The organism is Massilia phyllosphaerae (assembly GCF_034659755.1).
GTDB lineage: Bacteria > Pseudomonadota > Gammaproteobacteria > Burkholderiales > Burkholderiaceae_D > Telluria > Telluria phyllosphaerae.
This window is the reverse complement of sequence record NZ_JAXSQX010000001.1, coordinates 1,604,995-1,619,909: the sequence shown is the minus strand read 5'-3', so window position 1 is coordinate 1,619,909 and position 14,915 is coordinate 1,604,995. Positions and strand designations below refer to the sequence as shown.

General features: G+C 65.3%; 13 protein-coding genes. 11 read left to right on the top strand and 2 right to left on the bottom strand.

Translation table 11 applies throughout. The features are described from left to right. Nucleotides 1–17 precede the first annotated feature (17 nt). The 3 genes from U1H99_RS07250 (at nucleotide 18) to U1H99_RS07240 (ending at nucleotide 3,439) form a co-directional block, all read left to right on the top strand. Nucleotides 18–479, top strand: a complete 462-nt coding sequence (locus tag U1H99_RS07250; RefSeq protein ID WP_323141039.1) for a RidA family protein — start codon at nucleotides 18–20, stop codon at nucleotides 477–479. Nucleotides 480–659: 180 nt separating this feature from the next. Continuing rightward, nucleotides 660–1,853 (top strand): aminotransferase-like domain-containing protein, encoded by a 1,194-nt coding sequence (locus U1H99_RS07245; protein WP_323141038.1) that lies wholly within the window; start codon nucleotides 660–662, stop codon nucleotides 1,851–1,853. 236 nt (nucleotides 1,854–2,089) lie between these two features. Further along, nucleotides 2,090–3,439, top strand: a complete 1,350-nt coding sequence (locus U1H99_RS07240) for a diguanylate cyclase domain-containing protein (protein ID WP_323141037.1) — start codon at nucleotides 2,090–2,092, stop codon at nucleotides 3,437–3,439. 168 nt (nucleotides 3,440–3,607) lie between these two features. Here the strand turns inward: U1H99_RS07240 and U1H99_RS07235 are convergent, their stop codons facing one another. Next, complete coding sequence (locus U1H99_RS07235; RefSeq protein WP_323141036.1) at nucleotides 3,608–4,366, bottom strand: YoaK family protein; 759 nt, start codon at nucleotides 4,364–4,366, stop codon at nucleotides 3,608–3,610. Between the two features lie 121 nt (nucleotides 4,367–4,487). On the opposite strand from U1H99_RS07235, the gene dapC reads away from it, so the two are divergent. The 7 genes from dapC (at nucleotide 4,488) to U1H99_RS07200 (ending at nucleotide 12,669) form a co-directional block, all read left to right on the top strand. Then, nucleotides 4,488–5,720 carry a succinyldiaminopimelate transaminase gene (dapC, locus tag U1H99_RS07230; protein ID WP_323141035.1) on the top strand — a complete coding sequence of 411 codons (1,233 nt, stop codon included), beginning with the start codon at nucleotides 4,488–4,490 and terminating at the stop codon, nucleotides 5,718–5,720. Between the two features lie 38 nt (nucleotides 5,721–5,758). Next, a complete protein-coding gene (gene dapD / locus U1H99_RS07225) occupies nucleotides 5,759–6,595 on the top strand; it encodes a 2,3,4,5-tetrahydropyridine-2,6-dicarboxylate N-succinyltransferase (RefSeq protein WP_323141034.1) in 837 nt (278 codons plus the stop codon). Nucleotides 6,596–6,798: 203 nt separating this feature from the next. After that, nucleotides 6,799–7,947 carry a PilT/PilU family type 4a pilus ATPase gene (locus U1H99_RS07220; RefSeq protein WP_323141033.1) on the top strand — a complete coding sequence of 383 codons (1,149 nt, stop codon included), beginning with the start codon at nucleotides 6,799–6,801 and terminating at the stop codon, nucleotides 7,945–7,947. A 160-nt stretch (nucleotides 7,948–8,107) separates the two neighbouring features. Further along, a complete protein-coding gene (locus U1H99_RS07215; protein WP_323141032.1) occupies nucleotides 8,108–8,479 on the top strand; it encodes an ArsC family reductase in 372 nt (123 codons plus the stop codon). Beyond that, the gene (dapE, locus tag U1H99_RS07210) at nucleotides 8,476–9,624 is read left to right on the top strand and encodes a succinyl-diaminopimelate desuccinylase (protein ID WP_323141031.1); all 1,149 of its coding nucleotides are present in this window, start codon (nucleotides 8,476–8,478) and stop codon (nucleotides 9,622–9,624) included. The genes U1H99_RS07215 and dapE overlap by 4 nt, the downstream gene beginning before the upstream one ends. Before the next feature lie 10 nt (nucleotides 9,625–9,634). After that, the gene (prmB, locus tag U1H99_RS07205) at nucleotides 9,635–10,522 is read left to right on the top strand and encodes a 50S ribosomal protein L3 N(5)-glutamine methyltransferase (protein WP_323141030.1); all 888 of its coding nucleotides are present in this window, start codon (nucleotides 9,635–9,637) and stop codon (nucleotides 10,520–10,522) included. A 116-nt stretch (nucleotides 10,523–10,638) separates the two neighbouring features. Beyond that, nucleotides 10,639–12,669, top strand: coding sequence for an ATP-binding cassette domain-containing protein (locus tag U1H99_RS07200; protein ID WP_323141029.1), 2,031 nt, complete (start codon nucleotides 10,639–10,641; stop codon nucleotides 12,667–12,669). 200 nt (nucleotides 12,670–12,869) lie between these two features. Here U1H99_RS07200 and U1H99_RS07195 read toward each other — a convergent pair whose 3' ends face one another. Beyond that, nucleotides 12,870–13,352, bottom strand: a complete 483-nt coding sequence (locus U1H99_RS07195) for a chemotaxis protein CheW (RefSeq protein WP_323141028.1) — start codon at nucleotides 13,350–13,352, stop codon at nucleotides 12,870–12,872. A gap of 218 nt (nucleotides 13,353–13,570) precedes the next feature. On the opposite strand from U1H99_RS07195, the gene U1H99_RS07190 reads away from it, so the two are divergent. After that, on the top strand, nucleotides 13,571–14,605 hold the full coding sequence (locus tag U1H99_RS07190) for an HDOD domain-containing protein (RefSeq protein WP_323141027.1): 1,035 nt from the start codon (nucleotides 13,571–13,573) through the stop codon (nucleotides 14,603–14,605). Nucleotides 14,606–14,915: the final 310 nt, after the last annotated feature.

Here is a 14,915-nt window from a genome sequence, read left to right as displayed (position 1 = left end):
CACAACCAGGGGATTCCATGTCCGTCTACGACAAACTGAAAGAATTGAACATCACGCTGGCCGCGCCGGCCACCCCGGCTGCCGCCTATGTCATGTACGTACAGACCGGCAACCTGGTCTTCATCTCCGGCCACATCGCCAAGAACGCCGACGGTTCGCCGAACACCGGCCTGCTGGGCAAGGACAAGACCACCGCCGAGGGCCAGGAAGCGGCGCGCTCGGTCGCGATCGACCTGGTCGGCACGCTGCAGGAAGCCGTAGGGGGCGACCTGTCGCGCGTGAAGCGCATCGTCAAGGTGATGAGCCTGGTGGCATCGACCCCGGAATACAACGAACAGCACCTGGTCACCAACGGCGCCTCGGAACTGATCGGCGAGCTGTTCGGCGACGCCGGCAAGCATGCGCGCTCGGCCTTTGGCGTCGCCTCGCTGCCGCGCGGCACCTGCGTCGAAATCGAGATGATCGTCGAGGTAGCCTGATTGCATAGGGTGGGCTCCCTGAGCCCACGCAGACGTAGCAGTCCGCGAACATTCGTGTGGGCACAGTGTGCCCACCCTACGGGTCCGCCTACCCGGCGGACTCTTATATAGAGGAGCAGTCTACCCGACTGCTTTATAATGACCGACGCACCCACTAGCGGTCCTTCACGTGAGATCAGTATGAAAATCGAAAATCCAAACCCCATCCAGTGGCAGTTTTCGGAACGCGCATCGCAGCTGCAAAGCTCGGCGATCCGCGAGATCCTGAAGATTACCCAGCGCCCGGAAATCATTTCCTTTGCCGGCGGCCTGCCGTCGCCCCTGACCTTCCCCGTCGAGCGCATGAAGGCGGCATACGACAAGGTGCTGAGCGAAACCGGCAAGCAGGCGCTGCAATACGGCCCGACCGATGGCTACGCGCCGCTGCGCGAATGGATTGCCGGTTACCTGTCCACGCCGGACTGCAAGATCGTGCCCGAGCAGATCCTGATGGTGTCCGGCTCGCAGCAGGCGCTCGACCTGCTGGGCAAGGTGCTGATCGACGAAGGCAGCAAGGTGCTGGTCGAGACCCCGAGCTACCTGGGCGCGCTGCAGGCGTTCTCGGTGTACCGTCCCGAATTCCACTCGGTCGAGACCGACGACCACGGCCTGGTGCCGTCCTCGATCGAAGGCCTGGCCGAAGGCGCCCGCCTGCTGTACTCGCTGCCGAACTTCCAGAACCCGACCGGCCGTTCGCTGTCGCTCGAGCGCCGCCAGGAACTGGTGGAAACCTGCGCCCGCCTCGGCCTGCCGCTGATCGAAGACGACCCGTACGGCGCGCTGTCGTACAAGGGTGAGCCGATGCCGCGCATGCTGAACATGAACCCGGACGGCGTGATCTACATGGGTTCGTTCTCGAAAGTGCTGACCCCGGGCATCCGCCTCGGCTACGTGTGCGCCCCGCTGCCGCTGGTGCGCCGCCTCGAGCTGGCCAAGCAGGCCGCCGACCTGCACACCGCGACACTCACCCAGATGGTGGTGCACGAAGTCGTCAAGGACGGTTTCCTGAACGAGCACATCCCGACCATCCGCACCTTGTACGCCAACCAGTGCCAGGCGATGCTGGATGCGATGGAGGAGCAGTTCCCGGCCGGCGTGACCTGGACCCGTCCGGAAGGCGGCATGTTCATCTGGGTCGAGCTGCCGAAGCAGATCGACGCCACCAAGCTGCTCGACCAGGCAATCGCCGCGCGCGTCGCCTTCGTGCCGGGCGCGCCGTTCTACGCCAACGACCCGGACACCCACACGCTGCGCCTGTCCTTCGTGACCGTGCCGCCGGAACGCATCCGCGAAGGCATCGCCATCCTCGGCAAGCTGATCAAAGAGCAGATGTGATCCGTGCAGGCCAACAGGCCTGCATGCGGACACCGCCGACAAGGCCGCGCCCACTTGCGCGGCCTTTTTTACGCCGCCATGTGTCGTCGTCTCTCGAACAATTGTCTAAAGAGGCAAACAAATGTCGGTTGCATCGAAGGCACAATTTTTTTCCTAATGATCAACAATTGTTACACAGCAAATCACAACAGGTGTATCATTTTGTTCGATTTCCCTCGTGCAGCTGCAGGCCAAGTATGACCAACACCGTCAGCGTGTCCTTGTCCGACACGCACAAGCCAGCCATCCTGATCGTCGACGACGCGCCCGACAGCCTCGGTGCGCTGCGCACGATCATGCTGCGCCAGGGCTATCAAACCTTCGTCGCCACCTCCGGCGAGCGCGCGCTCGACATTGCGCTGCGCGTGAAACCGGACCTGGTGCTGCTCGACATCGTCATGCCCGGCATGGATGGCCTGGAAGCCTGCCGCAGGCTGAAGGCGCATCCGGCCACCGCGCGCATCCCGGTGATCTTCATCAGCGCGCGCGACGAGACCGCCGACATCGTCGCCGGCTTCGACATCGGCGCCGCCGACTACATCCCGAAGCCGCTGCGCATGGAAGAAGTCTGCGCGCGCGTGCGCGCCCAGCTGCGCATGCGCACCACCAGCGAGACCCAGACCGCGCAGGCCGACCGCCTGCGCATGATCGTCAACAGCATGGACCAGGGCCTCTTGATCGTCGAGGCGTCAGGGCGCATCCAGTACGCCAACCCGGCCTGCGACCGCTACCTGGGCTGCAAGCCGGAAGACCTGGTCGGCCGCCGCCTGGCCGACCTGCTGGAGCAGACCGACGTGCAGGCCGATGCCGTGGCCGGCCAGGCCATCGGCCAGGGCACGCGCGAAGTCAACATCCGCCACCACGACGGCAGCCTGCGCGCGATGGACCTGACTGTCACCCCGCTGACCCTGCCCCCGATGCACGCCGAGTCCGGCCTGTTCGTCGCCCTGCTGCACGACATCACCCACCACAAGCAGTCCGAGGATGCGCTGCAGCGCGCCGCCATGCTGGACCCGCTGACCAAGATCGCCAACCGCCGCCAGTTCGACGCCTTCCTGGAAAAAGAGTGGCAGCGCGCGATCCGCAACGCCCAGCCGCTGTCGCTGGTGGTGCTCGACGTCGACCACTTCAAACTGTACAACGACACCCTCGGCCACGCCGCCGGCGACGCCTGCCTGCAACAGGTGGCGCAGGCGCTGCAATGCCACGCGGCCCGTCCGACCGACCTGGCGGCGCGCTACGGCGGCGAGGAATTCGTGCTGCTGTTCGGCGAAACCCCGCTCGACGCCGCCACCCGCCTGGCCGAAATGATCCGCAGCGCGGTGGAAGCGCTGCAACTGCCGAACCCGCGCTCGCCGAGCTCGCCGTGGCTGACGGTGTCGGTGGGCGTGGCGACCATCGTGCCGACCCAGCTGGACGAGATCGAGAACCTGTTCGTGTGCGCCGACCGCGCCATGTATGCGGCCAAGGCGGGTGGTCGCAACCGGGTGGAAGCGACGCTGGTGGGGGCGGCTTGGGACGTGGTCAAGGACGCGGCTGTCATCTAGGCAGGCTACGCGCAATGCCCTTGCCCTGCGCCAGATGAACGTCGCCCCTGCGAAGGCAGGGGCCCAAGTTCGGTGCGCTGACGCTAGGCCTGTGTACGCCGGCGGCATGCGCAAAACCTAGGGGAATAGCGCCAGTGGCGCCATTCCGCCTGCGCAGGGACGACGGTCTCAAAGCCAACGACGTGACAAGCGCTTATGAAGCGCCCGCACATCCTCCAGCGCCGGCCCGAGCGCCAGCACCATCAGCAACACCGCCAGCGGCACCGTCGCCATCCACCCCACCTGCCTGAACCCCAGCGCGCCCACCACCCCGCCGGCAAAGAAGCTGCCCAGCAGCCCGCACAGCAGCGCCAGCCGCGCATGGTTGGCGCCGACCCTGGGCAGGCGTTCGCCGTCCGCATTCCAGTACAGCAGCTTGCCCAGCTCGATCCCGATGTCGGTGACGATCCCGGTCATGTGCGTGGTGCGGATCTCGGCGTGCGAGAGCTTGGTCATCAGCGCATTTTGCAGGCCCATCATGAAGCACAGCAGCATCACCGTGGCCGGCACGAACAGGCCGTCGACGCCGGCCAGGCGCGCGCCCAGCAGGCCGAACACCAGCAGCAGCAGCGCCTCCAGCAGCAGCGGCAAGGCGTACAGGCTGGCCAGCGCGTGGCGGCGCGCGTGGTTGACCATCAGCGCGGTGCAGGCGGCGCCGGCCAGGAACGAGAGCATCGCGCCGAGCGCGTCAAGCGCCAGCCCGGCCGCCCCCAGCGCCAGGTCGTCGGCCGCGCCGGAAACGATGCCGGTCATGTGCGAGGTATAGCGGTGCACGGCCAGGAAGCCGCCGGCGTTGATGGCGCCGGCCACGAAGGCCAGGGCCAGGCCGAGGTGGCGGTCGGCGCGGCGAGTGCGCACGTGGGCGGTCAGGGTATGGACGTAGTGCATATTGTCAATACTAATCCAATCGGACCGGACATTGAACGGCAACAGCGCCTTCTCGTTCACGTGGCTATAATTGACAACCTTATTTGATCCTGCTCGCCCACATCGACCAGTCTGGACCACCGTGAATCCACATCTCGACCGCCTCCACCCCTACCCGTTCGAAAAACTGCGCCAACTGTTTGCCGGCGTCACGCCCAGCCCAGAGCATGCGCATATCAGCCTCGGCATCGGCGAGCCCAAGCATCCGACGCCCGCCTTCATCCAGAAAGCGCTGACGCACAGCCTGGCCGGCCTGGCCGTGTACCCGACCACGCACGGCGGCGAAGCGCTGCGCGGCGCGATCGCGGGCTGGCTGGAGCGCCGCTACGGCGTCCCGCCGTTGGATCCGGCCACGATGGTGCTGCCGGTCAACGGCTCGCGCGAAGCGCTGTTCGCGATCGCCCACTGCACCATCGACGCCAGCAAGGCCGGCGCGCTGGTGGTGTGCCCGAACCCGTTCTACCAGATCTACGAAGGCGCCGCCTACCTGTCGGGCGCCGAGCCCTACTTCGTGAATTCGGAACCGGCGCGCAACTTCGGCTGCGACTACGGCAGCGTGCCCGACGAGGTGTGGCAGCGCGTGCAGCTGCTGTTCGTCTGCTCGCCCGGCAACCCGACCGGCGCCGTGCTGACCCTGGACGACTGGCGCGAACTGTTCGCGCTGTCCGACCGCCACGGCTTCGTGATCGCGGCCGACGAGTGCTATTCCGAGATCTATTTCGGCGCCACGCCGCCGCTGGGCGCGCTCGAAGCCGCGCACCAGCTCGGCCGCAGCAGCGCGAGTGGGGACAATAAGCAGCCATACAAGAACCTGATCGTGTTCTCGAGCCTGTCCAAGCGCTCCAACGTGCCGGGCATGCGCTCGGGCTTCGTGGCCGGCGACCCGGCCCTGCTGAAAACCTACCTGCTGTACCGCACCTACAGCGGCGGCGCGATGTCGCCGATCGTGCAGGCGGCCTCGGTCGCAGCCTGGGGCGACGAAGCCCACGTGCAGGAGAACCGCAACCTGTACAAGGAAAAGTTCAGCCTGATCACGCCGCTCCTGAAACAGGTGATGGACGTCGAACTGCCGGACGCCGGCTTCTACCTGTGGGCCGACGTGCGCCGTACCGGGCTGTCGGACACCGAGTTCGCCAAGGGCCTGTACGCCGCATATAATGTCACGGTTCTGCCGGGGAGCTACCTCGCGCGCGACGCGCACGGGACCAATCCGGGACGCAACCGCATCCGCATGGCGCTGGTCGCCGGCGTCGACGAGGGACTGGAAGCAGCGAACCGCATCGTCCAGTTCTGCAAGGACCTCGAGTCCGCCTGAATACCGTTTTATCCATCACTGAACCTGAAACCGACATCATGACTCAACAACTCCAGACCCTCATCGACAACGCGTGGGAACAGCGCGCCGAGATCAGCCCATCGAACGCACCGGCCGACGTGCGCGAAGCAGTCGCCACCGTCATCAAAGGCCTTGACGACGGCTCGCTGCGCGTGGCGCAGAAGGACAGCGGCAGCTGGGTCGTGAACCAGTGGATCAAGAAGGCCGTGCTGCTGTCGTTCCGCCTCGAGAACAACGTGCCGCTTAGTTTAGGTGACGTAGGCGGCGGCATCCAGTTCTACGACAAGGTCCCGACCAAGTTCGCCGATTACACCGCTGAAGACTTCGCCAAGGGCGGCTTCCGCGTGGTGCCACCGGCCGTGGCCCGCCGCGGTTCCTTCATCGGCAAGAACGTGGTACTGATGCCGTCCTACGTCAACATCGGCGCCTACGTCGACGAAGGCACCATGGTCGACACCTGGGCCACCGTCGGCTCCTGCGCCCAGATCGGCAAGAACGTCCACCTGTCCGGCGGCGTCGGCATCGGCGGCGTGCTGGAACCGATGCAGGCCAACCCGACCATCATCGAAGACAACTGCTTCATCGGCGCCCGCTCGGAAATCGTCGAAGGCGTGATCGTCGAAGAAAATTCGGTGATCTCGATGGGCGTGTACATCGGCCAGTCGACCAAGATCTACAACCGCGAAACCGGCGAAGTCACCTACGGCCGCGTGCCGTCGGGTTCGGTCGTCGTGTCGGGTTCGCTGCCGTCCGCCGACGGCAAGTACAGCCTGTACTGCGCGGTGATCGTCAAGCGTGTGGATGCGCAGACGCGTTCGAAGACCGGTATCAACGAGCTGCTGCGCGGTATTTAATACGTCAACGTACGCTGTATCGTAGGGCGGGCACCCCGTGCCCACGCGGAAGCTGGCATCATGTCGACATTGCGCGTGGGCACAATGTGCCCACCCTACGCATTTCTGCCACAGCCAGTATCGATCGACTGCCCTAAGTTTCTGCGACAGGTTAGAATCCTCCCAGCACCAAAAAATTACCGCACAGCAAGGGAGCGACCACCATGGCCATGGAACGCCTGTTCCAATTGATGAAGGAAAAGAACGCGTCCGACATGTTCTTCGCGGTCAATTCCCCAGTTCACATCAAAATCAACGGCAACCTGATCCCGATCAACCAGCACAAGCTGGAGCCGGAAAACATCGATTCCCTGCTGTCCGAAATCGCCACGCCCGAGCAGATGGCCGACCTTGCGCGCGACAACGAGCTCAACATGGGTATCTCGGTGCCCAACCTCGGCCGCTTCCGTTTGTCGGCCTTCCGCCAGCGCGGCAGCGTCTCGGCCGTGTTCCGCTTCGTACCGGCCAGCATCCCGCCCCTCGGCGAACTCGGCCTGCCGCCGGTGCTGCTTGATCTGATCATGGAAAAGCGCGGGCTGCTGCTGATCGTCGGCGCTACCGGCTCCGGCAAGTCGACCACGATCGCGTCGATGCTCGACCACCGCAACGAGCAGCGTTCCGGCCACATCCTGACGCTGGAAGACCCGATCGAATACCTGTTCAAGAACAAGAAGTCGATCGTCAACCAGCGGGAAATCGGCAGCGACGCCGCCAGCTTCGACATCGCCCTGCGCAATTCGATGCGCCAGGCGCCGGACTGCATCCTGATCGGCGAGATCCGCGACAAGGACACCATGGCCGCCGCCCTCGCCTACGCCCAGTCCGGCCACCTGGTGCTGGCGACGCTGCACGCCAACAACAGCTACAACGCGCTGAACCGCATCATCAGCTTCTACCCGATCGAAAACCGCCCGGCCCTGCTGCAGGACCTGTCGTCCGCCGTGAAAGCGATCGTCTCCCAGCGCCTGGTGCGCGCCAAGGCCGGCGGGCGGCGCCAAGCCGCGGTCGAGATCATGGTCAACACGCGCTACGTTGCCGACCTGATCGAAAAGGGCGACATCGGCCAGATCAAGGAAGCGATGGACAAGAGCCTGTCGCCGGGCTCGCAGTCCTTCGAGAAGGCGCTGCTGGAACTGGTGCAGGCCGACCTGATCACCCAGGACGAGGCGCTGGCGAATGCCGATTCGGCGACCAACCTGCTGTGGCTGATCAATAACGGGCCGGACAGCCAGATGGCCAAGGCCGAGGAACCCGCCAAGCCGGCCGAGCCGCCTGCCGGGGCGTCGTTCACCGAGTTCACGCTGGATAACTGATCGCTTGATTCGCCGACCCGGCGCGCCGTCGTCCACGGTGACGCCGCCCCTCCCTCCGGATTGCTAAACTGGCTGTTTGGATAAGCAGCCTGTGCTATCCTTCGCGCCTTATTTATCAGCAACACCTGCGGTCACCGCGACCGACACAGCGATTCTGTTCATGAAAACAACCCTCTACGGTATTCCCAACTGCGACACCGTCAAAAAAGCGCGCACCTGGCTGGCCGACAACGGCCATGACGTCGACTTCCACGATTTCAAGAAGCAGGGCCTGGACCGCGCCACGGTCGCCGGCTGGCTCGAACAGCTCGACTGGGAAACCCTGGTCAACCGCAAGGGCACGACCTGGCGCAAGCTGTCCGACGAGCGCCGTGCGGCCATCGTCGATAGCGCCAGCGCGCTCGAGCTGATGCTGGAAAATCCGTCCGTGATCAAGCGCCCGGTGCTGGTTGGCAGCGGCCCGCTGTCGGTCGGTTTCTCGGCCGACCAGTACGCCGCCAAGTTCGGCGCTGACAAGGGAGATGCGGCATGAAACCATCGCGCACCCAGGAACTGACCGAAGAGCTGATCGCACTGGATTCCGTCACCCCGCAGGACAAGGGCTGCCAGCAGCGCCTGATCGAGCTGCTCGAGCCGCTCGGCTTCCAATGCGAGACCATCGCCTCGAACGGCGTGACCAACCTGTGGGCACGCCGCGGTACCGAGGCGCCGCTGTTCGTGTTTGCCGGCCACACCGACGTGGTGCCGTCCGGCCCGGTCGAGCAGTGGCACTCCGCTCCGTTCACGCCGACCTGGCGCGACGGCAAGCTGTATGGCCGCGGCGCCTCCGACATGAAGACCTCGATCGCCGCCTTCGTGGTCGCGGTCGAGGAATTCGTGGCCGAGCATGCCGGCCATGCCGGCTCGATCGCCCTGCTCATCACCAGCGACGAGGAAGGCCCGGCCCTGGACGGCACCGTGATCGTCTGCGAGATGCTGGAAGAGCGCGGCGAAAAGCTCGACTACTGCCTGGTCGGCGAGCCGACTTCCAGCCACGTACTGGGCGACATGATCAAGAACGGCCGTCGCGGCTCGCTGTCGGGCTGCCTGGTCGTCAAGGGCGTGCAGGGCCACATCGCCTACCCGCACCTGGCGCGCAATCCGATCCACCAGGCGGCGCCGGCGCTGGCCGAGCTGGCCGCTGAAAAATGGGACGACGGTAACGAGTACTTCCCGCCGACCAGCTGGCAAGTGTCGAACATTGCGGCCGGCACCGGCGCCACCAACGTCATCCCGGGCCAGCTGAAGATCGACTTCAACTTCCGCTTCTCGACCGCCAGCACCGCCGACGGGCTGGAAGCGCGCGTCCATGCGATCCTCGACAAGCACGGTCTCGACTACGACCTGACATGGACGCTGTCGGGCCAGCCCTTCCTGACCCCGAAGGGCACGCTGTCGGATGCGATCTGCGGCAGCATCCACGACGAGCTGGGCGTGGTGACCGAACTGTCGACCACCGGCGGGACCTCGGACGGGCGCTTCATCGCCCGCATCTGCCCCCAGGTGATAGAATTCGGGCCACCCAACGCCAGCATCCACAAGATCGACGAGCACATCGAACTGCGCTACATCGATCCGCTCAAGAACATCTACCGCCGCACGCTGGAACGCCTGCTGGCGGCCACGCCGGCAGCCTAAAGGATACGACATGACCACGACGAATTTTTCCACGCCGCGCGACCTGCTGCGCTACGCCGTTACCCGCTTCAACGCCGCCAAGCTGTTCTTCGGCCACGGCAGCGCCGAAGCCTTCGACGAAGCGGCCTACCTGATCCTGCATACCCTCAAGCTGCCGCTCGACAAGCTGGACCCTTTCCTGGATGCGCGCCTGCTGCAGGATGAGGTGCTGCAGGTGCTGGCCGTGATCGAACGCCGCGTCAACGAGCGCGTGCCGGCCGCCTACATCACCAATGAAGCCTGGCTGGGCAGCTACAACTTCTATGTCGACGAGCGCGTGCTGGTGCCGCGTTCCTTCATCGCCGAGCTGATCCCGAACCAGTTCAGCCCGTGGATCGCCGATCCGGACGGCGTCGAGAACGTGCTCGAGCTGTGCACCGGTTCCGGCTGCCTGGCGATCATGCTGGCCGACGCCTTCCCGAACGCGGTGGTCGACGCCATCGACATCTCGAAGGACGCCCTCGCCGTGGCCGAGCGCAACATCCGCGACTACAAGCTGGAAGGCCGCGTGAACCCGGTCGAGTCCGACCTGTACGAGAACGTGCCGTTCAAGAAGTACGACCTGATCGTCAGCAATCCGCCGTACGTGAATGCGGATTCGATGGGCAAGCTGCCGCCGGAATACCTGCGCGAGCCGCAGATCGCCCTGGCCGGTGGCCTGGACGGCATGGACCTGGTGCGCAAAATCGTCGACGGCGCCGCCGAGCGCCTGACGCCGGAAGGCGTGCTGGTGGTCGAGATCGGCAACGAGCGCGAATTCGCGGAAGCGGCGTTCGGGGCGCTGGGGCTGACCTGGTTGACCACCAGTGCCGGGGACGATACGGTATTCCTGCTGACTGCCGATCAACTGGCAAAATAAGTTTGCTTAAAAACCGTCGCCCCTGCGCAGGCAGGGGCCCAAGTTAGCGGCATATCGCATAAATTGGGCCCCTGCCTGCGCAGGGGCGACGGCTCATACGATAACCTGGTTTTCACATGATCCGATTCTCCAACGTCAGCCTCATGCGCGGCACCAAGCCGCTGCTCCAGGACGCCGACCTCACCCTCAACCCCGGCGACAAGATCGGCCTGATCGGTGCCAACGGCGCCGGCAAATCCAGCCTGTTCGGCATGTTGAGGGGCGAACTCCACCCGGACCAGGGGGCGATCGACTTCCCGCAGCGCTGGCGCATGGCCTACGTGGCCCAGGAAACGCCCGCACTGGATCGTCCGGCGCTCGAGTACGCGATCGACGGCGACGTCAACCTGCGCAAGCTGCAGGCCGAACTGGAACGGGTCGAGGCGCTGGAATACACGGAAGAAAACGGCATCGCCCTCGGCGAGATCCACGGCCAGCTGGCCGACGCCGATGCCTACACCGTGCAGTCGCGCGGCGAGCAGCTGTTGCTGGGCCTGGGCTTCACGCTGGCCCAGATGCAGCAGCCGGTGGCCAGCTTCTCGGGCGGCTGGCGCATGCGCCTGAACCTGGCCCAGGCCCTGATGTGCCCTTCCGACCTGCTGCTGCTGGACGAGCCGACCAACCACCTGGACCTGGACGCGATCATCTGGCTGGAAGACTGGCTGAAGCGTTATCCGGGCACCCTGATCATCATCTCCCACGACCGCGACTTCCTCGATGAAGTCGTGAACGTGGTGGTGCACATCGAGGACCGCAAGCTGAAACGCTACTCGGGCAACTACAGCGGCTTCGAGCGCCAGCGCGCCGCCGCCCTGGTGCTGGCCGCCGCCGCCTTCGAGAAGCAGCAGCGCACCCGCGCCCACCTGCAGTCGTTCGTTGACCGCTTCAAGGCCCAGGCGACCAAGGCGCGCCAGGCCCAGAGCCGGATGAAGGCACTGGCCCGGATGGAAGAGCTGGCGCCGCTGCGCGCCGCCGCCGAGTTCTCGTTCGAGTTCCGCGACCCGGTGTCGGCGCCGAATCCGCTGCTGGTACTGGACGGCGTCGATGCCGGCTACCCGATCGTGGACGAGCATGGCGACAAGGTCGATACCAAGACCATCGTCCACGGCATCAACTTTTCGCTGCAGATCGGCCAGCGCATCGGCCTGCTGGGCGTGAACGGCGCCGGTAAATCCACGCTGATCAAGACCGTGGCCGGCGAACTGGCGCCGCTCTCCGGCGAATCCACCCTCGGCAAAGGCCTGGTGGTCGGCTACTTCGCCCAGCACCAGGTGGAGATGCTGCGTCACGACGAATCGCCGCTGTGGCACATGCAGAAGATCGCGCCGACCGTGCGCGACCAGGAACTGCGCAACTTCCTGGGCGGCTTCAACTTCCCGGGCGACATGGTGACCAGCCCGATCCGGCCCTTCTCCGGCGGCGAAAAGGCGCGCCTGGCGCTGGCGCTGATCGTGTGGCAGCGCCCCAACCTGCTGCTGCTGGATGAACCGACCAACCACCTGGATCTGGAAACGCGCGAAGCGCTGACGCTGGCCCTGGCCCAGTTCGAGGGCACGCTGGTGGTCGTATCCCACGACCGCCACCTGCTGCGCGCCACTACCGACGAGTTCATCATCGTGGCCGACGGCCGCCTGCAACCCTTCGACGGCGACCTGGACGACTACAAGGACTGGCTGTTCAAGACCAAGCTGAAGGCCGTCGAAGCCGGCAAGACCGCAGCCGCGCTGCCGGTCAAGGAACCCAAGGCGGCGGCCCCGGCGCCAGTGCCCTCGGCGCCGGCCGCACCGTCGGCCGCATCGTCGGCGGCAGTCGCGCCGGCCGACCGCAAGGAACAGAAACGCCAGGATGCCGAGGAGCGCCAGCGCGTGGCGGGCCTGAAGAAACCGCTCGAGAACCGCATCAAGCGCATCGAGGAGCAGATGGCCAAGCTGAACGCGAAAAAGGCGGATGTGGATGCGCGCCTGCTGGAGCCGGGCATCTACGAGGCCGACAAGAAGGACGAGCTGAAGAACCTGGTGGCGGACCAGGCTTTCCTGACGCGCGACCTGGGGAACCTGGAGAATGAATGGCTGGAGCTGCAGGAGCAACTGGAGGGGTTGACTGCTTGAGCTGGCAAACCGGCTATAGGAAAACCGGGCCGCTTGAATGAGCGTTAGCCCGTAAACGTCGCCCCCGCGCAGGCGGTAAATAGCCCACTGGGCTATTTACCTCCAAGTTCTGCTTGCATCATCGGCATGCGTGCAACTTGGGCCGCCGCCTTCGCGGGGGCGACGTTCATGGGCGCGGGTCACGTCCATGAGGCGCAGTATCAAGCCACCTGGCGCGCCCCGTCCTTCCGTACCGACATCAAGCGGTCGATATCGACCAGGATCAGGCGCCGTTCCCCCTTCTGCGCAATCCCGATCAGGTAATCGACATCGATGCACTCGGTGCCCGGCACCGGCGCGATCTGGTCCGGGTGCAGGGTCACGACGCCGGTCACGCCATCCACCACCATCCCCATCACGCAGCTGGTGAGACGCAGGATGATTACATCGAGCATCGGATCGGGCGCGCGCGGCGTGCTGCCGAAGGCGGCGCGCATGTCGACCAGGGGCATGATCACGCCACGCGACACCGCCACGCCGCCAATGATCTCGCCGCTGGAAGCGAAGCGCTCGAGCGCCTTGAGCACACGCAGTTCCTGCACCTTGGCGAAGTCGAGTCCGTACTCCAGGCCGCCGAGCGTGAAGCTCAGGTACTGCGTCGCGCGCGTGCCGCCTTCGATTGCATTGCTGGTCATGTCGTGCATGGCGATTTCTCTCCTAAGGGTTCCCCATGCTAAGATAGATGCCGCAAAGAAATCTTGAGTACAGTCAATTTTCCTAAATACATTCCTACCCTCGCGCATGCATTCCTACCCTTGCATTCAAGCGGCGTCGGCTTACAATAAACATATTTAACACTATAGGGACGCCGACAATGTTTCGGTGGCTGAAAAGGCTTTTTTCCCACTCTGCCGGACCACATGTGTCACCGGCGCGCCTACCCATTCCGGCGCCTCCCGGCGTCCCCCTCGGCATTCCCGAACACGACGCACCGGCTACCCTGCTGTCCGGCGCTGCTGCGCGCGGGGTCCAGCCGCCGGTCTCTTTCGAGCAGCTCGACTATATCAACGGCGCCTGGAACAGCTGGCTGTTCGACCGCCACGACCAGCACGGCCTGGACATGAACGATACCGAGGCGCGCGTGCTGGAGTCGCTGGACACCATCCTGTCTTCGCAGCAGTCGGGGGCAGCACTGGTGCGGCGCATGCCCGGGCTGGTACCGCAGCTGCTGCAAAGCCTGCGCAGCGACAGCTTCTCGGGCGCCGCGCTGTCGCGCACCATCTCGTCGGACGTGGTGCTGGTCGCGGCCGTGATCCGGCTCGCCAACAGCAGCCACCAGGGCGCGGCCAATGCGATCGCCAGCGTCGAGCATGCGGTGATCCTGATCGGCCAGGAAGGCCTGCGCCAGCTGATCACGACGGTGGCCTTCCGCCCCATCATCGACGTGAACTCCGGTTTCTATACGCGCCGGCTGGCGCCGCGCCTGTGGGAGCATGCGGAGCGCTGCGCGATCAGCGCACGTCCGCTGGCGACGGAGATGGGCATCGAGCCTTTCGATGCCTTCCTGGCCGGGCTGCTGCACAACGTCGGCCTGATCGTCTCGCTGCGCCTGATGGACCAGATGGCGCGTGGCGAACGCCGGCTGGGCTCCGACATCTTCCTGGCCCAGCTGGGACGCGACACCCGCCGCCTGGCCTGCAGCATCGCGCGCGAATGGCATTTCCCCGAGACCGTGGTGCAGGCGCTGTCGGAACAGGACGAGATGCGCAGAGGCGCCCCGATGTCGCCGCTCGGGCGCCTGCTGAAGCTCACCGACTACCTCGGCAAGGTGCGGCTGCTGGTGGAAAACGAGTTGCTGGACGAATCGAATCCGGAACTGTTCTCCGGATTGCCGCCGAATGCCGCGCAGTGTTATTCGGCACTGGCGGCGAGCCGCGAACAGGCCGCACCGGCCTGAGAGCCGCTCGCCGCCAATTCCCCTTTTGTGGCGAGCCGCGAACAGGCCGCCCCGGCCTGAGAGCCGCTCGCCGCCAATTCCCCTTTTGTGGCGAGCCGCGAACAGGCCGCCCCGGCCTGAGAGCCGCTCGCCGCCAATTCCCCTTTTGCGGCGAGCCGCGAACAAGCCGCTCCGGCCTGAGAGCCAAGCACGGCAATTGCAGCGTTACCCTCAAGACCGTCGCCCCTGCGCAGGCAGGGGCCCAAGTTTGCCGGCGCTAACGTTACGCGTACGACTTGGGCCCCTGCCTACGCAGGGGCGACGTTGTTCG